We start from the raw sequence: 6129 nt of genomic DNA on the forward strand, positions 1-6129 counted from the left end.
CATAGCTTTAGGATATTCATCACAAAGAAGATGGCCGCTATCCAAGATTCGCTCGTTTGCTCCAATCTTGCCAGGATTTTATTGAGTTTGTATTTTGATTTTCCTTGTCCGAATTTGCCTTCTATGTGGTTTCGTTCCCCGAGTTCTCCTGTTTTCGACAACTTTGAAACGGATTTTCTTTAATCATCACATTATTAATCACTTATTATTTTATTTGTTTTGATTTGGGTGTCCCAGGGTTCTTTTTTAGTATTTTTAGGTCGTGTTTGTTAGAAAGAAGAAAAATAAAAGCGGTGTTGTTAGTGTTCAAGTAATTGACAAAAGCACTGGAAAGTACCGGGCGATAAAAACCATTGGAAGTAGTTCCATTACTACTGAGGTTGATAAGCCCTACAATGAGGGGAAGCAATGGATAAAGAAATATACAGGTGCCCAGGAACTTGATTTCACTGGCTATAATCATCGCACGGGACTGGTCCTTCAGGGCATTGAACATATTTCTGTTTATGGCCCTGAGCTTTTGCTGGGAAAGCTTTTTGACCAAGTTGGGTTCAATCAAGTTGAAGATGGTTTGTTCAGACAGTTGGTTTTGGCCAGGCTTTGTTTCCCCGTCAGTAAACTAAAGACAACTGATTATTTGTCCAAATATCAGTATTTGGACATTGATGTCCAGGTAGTTTACCGCTACCTGGATAAGCTTTACAAGCATCAAAAAGACAAAATACAACTAATCAGCTATCAGCACACTTTAAGCATTTTGGACAATAAGATCAGTGTGGTTTTTTATGATGTCACAACAATTTACTTTGAGGCGGATAGTGAGGATGATTTGCGAAAAACAGGGTTTTCGAAAGAAGGGAAACATCAACATCCACAAATCGTTTTAGGCCTTTTGGTAAGCAAGGGCGGCTACCCTTTAGCATATGATATTTTTAGTGGCAATCAATTTGAAGGGCATACCATGTTGCCTATAATCGATGCGTTTAAAAGCAAGTATAAACTCAAGAGCCTAGTTGTTGTAGCAGATGCAGGGTTGTTGTCCAAAGAGAATATCACCTTGTTGGAACAGGGTGGTTATGAATATATCTTGGGGGCGAGGGTTAAATCGGTAAGCAAAAAAATAAAGGAACAGATCCTATCATTAGAACTAAAAAATGGGGAAAGTACATCACTCAAAATAGGCACAAACACAAACCTCATCATCAGCTATTCTCAAGCAAGGGCTAAGAAAGATGCCTACAACCGTGAACGGGGTTTGAAAAAACTGGAAAAGCAGAGCAAGTCGGGCAAACTGACCAAGACAAGCATAAACAATAGAGGATACAACAAGTTCTTACAAATAGAGAACGAGGTCAAAATATCAATAGACCAAGAAAAAATCGAACAGGATAAAAAGTGGGATGGATTAAAAGGCTACATTGCCAATACCACATTAAAAAAAGAGGATGTCCTGGAAAACTACAAAGACCTATGGCAAATTGAAAAAGCCTTTAGAATAGCCAAAACAGATTTAGGAATACGACCAATATACCACAGGACACAAAGAAGGATCGAGGCACATATTTGTATCGCTTTTGCAGCTTACAAAATACACAAGGAATTAGAAAGGCAATTAAAGGCCAAAGAAGCCAAAATAAGTCCTGAGAAAGCAATAGACATAGCTAAGACAATTTATGCAGTAAAGGTGGTACATCCAATCACAAAACAAATCACTTACTCTACCATTATCAAGTCAGAAGAGCAAAAGGCTCTAGCAAAATTGTTCGGTTTTTGACTTGGGTGTCCCAGCGACGAAAACAGGCGGCGAAGCTGCTAAGATTTCTGTTCAGGGTTTAAGGTTCAATGTTTTGCTGACAGCTGTTTAAACCTGAAGCTTAAAATTTCACGTCAAAAATACAAAGTGCAAAAAAAACAGCCACTTACATTTTATATGAGTCTATATGGGTTGATATGAAGTGTATATGGAGTATATAGCGGTCTACAATGGAGTGAATATTAAGCTATCATAAGGAAAAACTCTAACTCACACGCTAAAAACCATCCTTTTTGTTCCGGTATTGCTTTTTGAAACCGATACTTTAAATTTCCTCTATAATCAGTGTTATTTTATTAAAATCTGCCGCACTGTTGATTACTGTCCGGTATTGTTCGTAAATTTCGGTGTCTATGATGTTTTGACGGTAATGTTCATCTGCCTTTATAGTAAGGATGTTGTTTTCAATAGTATAATTTGACTGAAATACTAATATCTCTTCTTGCTTGTTGTTTGAAAAGGCATTGTTGATGATCAAGTCATCGGGGTTGGCTATTTTATACCCTTCTGGAATTTCAACCGTAATGGTTCTGTAATAACTACGCTGGTATTCACTTTCCATGGGCAGTACACGTTGTTTTTCCTGATAAAGCTGTATTTGCTCCCCAATAATTTCACCTATTTTAAATAAGTATTTGTTCCCTGCTTTTTCTATAAATGCCTCAGAGCGAAATTGTAGAACAAATTGTAAAGGCTTGATGCCAAATAATTTTGAATCTCCGTTATGCACCTCTTTTTGGATAATCTCTGCATTTTCATCCAGTCGCAACGCAAAGCCTTCCAGGATTTCATTTTTTAATTCTTCCTTAATTAAATGCATATAGGGATGGATAAACATCGAATAATACCCATTGAGCCGGCGATCCAGTTTTACTTCAGTGATGGCCAGGTCATCGGGGTCAAAAGTCACATTTACGTGCATTTCGTCAAAAGTTTTCTCTGCTTTAACAGGCTGGATATAGCCTATTTTACCTACTCCCGAAGTGAGGTTGCCCACGGTCATTTCCTTGATGTACAAACCGTAGTTGTCTGTAAGGTAAGCCGGCGGAAAACCTATGCGTGAAGATTCATCTGTCGGGGACATATACAACTTGCTGCCGGGAAAATAGATCAGGAAATCTGTAAGGAAATTGGTGGCTTCAAATTCAGGGTCAAACTTGAGGATTTCCCTGTCTGAGGTGATTACAATCTCGTGTTTGATGTCGAGTTGTTTTAAAGCAGCCGTAAACAGTTTTAAAATACCGGTCTCATTGGCTACTTTTCGGCTGATTACTGTTTCAATATCACTGAGGTCTTCTGAATTTCCGGAGGTATTCATAAAATTGTTTTTTATGTGGTATTCCAGTGCACGCACTTGTGATACTTCATCTTTTCCGACACCGGCGGTGGCTTCAGCAACAAATTTTTCAAGTGCTCTTAGGGTTTTTTTTCCATGTTCCGGATAATAAAAAGCATAGATGTTTTGTGCTATTTTGCCATAAGAGACTATATCACGCATATTGTTATATAGATTCTGGTCGAGTTTATATACCAATGCTGCACGCATGGCGTTGTATGGAGACCCTTCCTCATCTTCCAGTTTCTCCATTTTGTCCACAGCAAGGCTCCAGTGTAATTTTCCTTCAGTGAGGGTGTCTTGCACCACTTCGGGCAGCTTGTTGTAGCTCTTGACCTTGAACACCAAATGCTCAGGAGAATAGAGGTCAAAAGACACATCCTTCCATTCCACGTCAGACTGTAAGTTGATTTTTTTACCCTGATACTCCGGTTGTTTTTTCAGGATGTAGTAATATTCAATAAAACTTTCTTTTTCTATTCCCTCAAAAGCAAAATATTTGTATTGCCTTCCTGTTTCCTCATCGCGGGCGGTGAGTATGTTTGATTCGTCAAGGGGCATGATCTTTCCATTCTTGGTGATTACCCTTGCGCGGTTCACCTCAAGGTGGGAAGAGGAAGAAAATGGAAGATAAATTTTATTGTAATATTCAATGGCACTGTCTGAATTGAGCCACAGCACTTTATGCTCAAGATAATATTCTTCCAGGTCGCCTTCATCATTCATAAAAAATTCAGTCACTACCTTATTTTTGATTCCCAGCATCTCCTCGGTGGTGTTTGGGTCTACTTGATACTGTGGGTTTTCGTCCCAATTATAATCTACATAAAAAGGGGTGTCCTGTGAGAACATCACAGTGGTCATAAGTAGTGTCAGGCAAATAAAAAATGTATTTTTCATAATTCGGGTTTATATTTTTTCTAATATCACAATTTCTCTATAGGCTTTTTCAACTTCTTTGATGAGTGCGTTGACTTCTTTTTGGGGTTCGGGGTCCAGCACTAAAAAGTTTTGCTCAATGAAATGAGTGTAAATCACCTGATTGTTTTCCATTTGATACTGAATGGAAGCAGCTATATACTCATTTTTCAAATCAATATTGTTGGGTAAAAAAGACACTTTATATCCATCAGGAATCTCAAGTGTGGTGGTGGTGGCAAATTTTTTATTGTATTCTATTTCAACGGCCTGTTTCCTGTCATCGCGGGTTTTAAAGACTGTAACATCCCTGTTGAGGTTTAAGTTTATGTAAATCTCATCCTCCAAATTTTTAATGTAGTCTGCAATATGGAAGGTGTAATCTACTGAAAGGTTTTTGTCATACTCAAATTTATTTTTCTCCTCAAATGTTTCTATCAAAAACTTATTGCTTCCTTTTCTAAAGTGGGCATTGTAAAATTGCTTTATTCTATCGGGGGTATTGAGTTGCTCTAGGGCATTGAAATAATCCAGTTTTGCAAAGCCGGTGATTTCGGTTTTTGAACTTCCCGTGAGGTTGTTTCCTTCAATTTTTAAATGAGTAACATCCAAGAACGCATTTTCAGAAGCTGGAATCACGGGCACTGTTTCTATCCTGTAGTTACCACCGGGCATAGCTATCAGTGCTTCCTTGCCCTGAATAAAAGGTGCGGGGAGTTCCAGCGGCAGATACCTACCTGTGGCATCGAGATAATATGTTTTTCCCTCATAGACATAAGCCAAAATCATATGGTTATCTACTAATGGTGTGGGCACCTGCTCATAAGTATAGGGTATTTTACGGGTGCCAATCCAGGTGAGTTGACCTTCAATTCCGGCTATATCCAGCATTTGTTTGAGGATGCTCGAATTGTCTTTGCAGTCGCCATATTTTTTTTGAAACACGGCATTGGCTTCGCGGGGCACAAACCCTCCAAGTGCATATTCAAAAGCGATGTATTTTATATTCTTTTGTGTCCAGTAGTAGATGGCCCTTACTTTTTCAAATTCGTTCTCCTTATCTGCCGTAAGTTCATGTACAAGACTCACCAGCTGGGGGTCAGGTGCATCTTTATTGAGGTCTTTGGTCAGGGTGTAATACCAGCCGTAGAGGTCAGACACATCCTGAAGCACATTGATGGTGTTTCCATTGGCTTTATAAGAGGTTATGATGGGGATAATATGTGGTATAAACGTCTTGTAATTGGGCGCTCCGTTTTCGGGTTTAAAATCAGGAAGGTCCTTCAGTTGCCAACTGTAGATTTTGTTGTTCCCTTTTTGGCTTTCGCGAAAGCTGATATCCAATCCTTCTGTATGAAACTCCTTAAAGGTGAGGTTGATGTCCTTATGGGCGGTAATGGTAAATGTATTGTTGATGACCGGGAAATAATCGCCAAAATAAAACGGGCTTAAAAACCGGGGATTCAGTACTTTTTCAGAATATTTCATTTTGGACTTGGCGCCTTTTTTCAGGTCGGGGAATATAAAATTCAGTGAGCGCATATCGTCGTGAAAGGAATGTTCCAACTCATCCCTCTCTGTAAACGTAGCGACTTTTATTTCCCTGTATCTATTTCGGTCAGGTATCAGCGAGGAAGCTTCTATGGCCTGCATTTCAAAAAAAGCAGAAAAGTTCACCGATTGCTTGGCCCGATTGATGGCAGATTCATCGAGGTACAGGTCTTCTTCGTGAAACTCCTGGGTAATGTCGATATTCCCGCGATTGATACTCAATGAAACGTGTGTTTCCTGGATCAAGCGCACTTTCCCGGCATTGGGATATTTGTTCTTATAGATTGTAAATTCTTCGCCAAGTTGTGCCTGTGCCCCAGTTATTAGAAGGACTGCAAAGAGGAGCGTGACCCCTGTTTTAATTTTTTCTAATTTCATATATTTCACCGTCAAAGTATTTTTCTGTTTTGATAAGTTTTCCGTTTTCATTGTAATACTTGGCATCTCCTTCTTTGGTATGGTTTAGATAAGTTATTTCTTCACGAATGTTTCCGTTTTCCCAGTATTTTTT

The 6129-nt window shown here is 39.0% G+C and carries 3 protein-coding genes and 2 pseudogenes; 1 reads left to right on the forward strand and 4 read right to left on the reverse strand.

What is annotated here, in order from left to right:
* Window positions 1-146, reverse strand: a pseudogene (locus AC6F75_RS11350) (transposase); the annotation flags it as partial.
* A gap of 116 nt (window positions 147-262) precedes the next feature.
* Here AC6F75_RS11350 and AC6F75_RS11355 point away from each other — a divergent pair.
* A complete protein-coding gene (locus AC6F75_RS11355) occupies window positions 263-1774 on the forward strand; it encodes an IS1634 family transposase (protein WP_500715133.1) in 1512 nt (503 codons plus the stop codon).
* A 304-nt stretch (window positions 1775-2078) separates the two neighbouring features.
* On the opposite strand, the gene AC6F75_RS11360 is transcribed toward AC6F75_RS11355, so the two are convergent.
* The 3 genes and pseudogenes from AC6F75_RS11360 to AC6F75_RS11370 form a co-directional block, all read right to left on the reverse strand.
* Window positions 2079-4049: a DUF3857 domain-containing protein gene (locus AC6F75_RS11360; protein ID WP_500715134.1), complete on the reverse strand. Its 1971-nt coding sequence runs from the start codon at window positions 4047-4049 to the stop codon at window positions 2079-2081.
* A 9-nt stretch (window positions 4050-4058) separates the two neighbouring features.
* Window positions 4059-5996, reverse strand: coding sequence for a DUF3858 domain-containing protein (locus AC6F75_RS11365; RefSeq protein WP_500715135.1), 1938 nt, complete (start codon window positions 5994-5996; stop codon window positions 4059-4061).
* Window positions 5977-6129 (reverse strand): annotated as a pseudogene (locus AC6F75_RS11370) (toxin-antitoxin system YwqK family antitoxin); the annotation flags it as partial. The gene AC6F75_RS11365 and the pseudogene AC6F75_RS11370, both read right to left, overlap by 20 nt.

The organism is Planktosalinus sp., assembly GCF_059864935.1.

Excerpts from the sequence above, each read along its gene's own strand:
- AC6F75_RS11360 (WP_500715134.1), bottom strand. The coding sequence starts at position 4,049 with ATGAAAAATACATTTTTTATTTGCCTGACACTACTTATGACCACTGTG.
- AC6F75_RS11365 (WP_500715135.1), bottom strand. The coding sequence starts at position 5,996 with ATGAAATTAGAAAAAATTAAAACAGGGGTCACGCTCCTCTTTGCAGTC.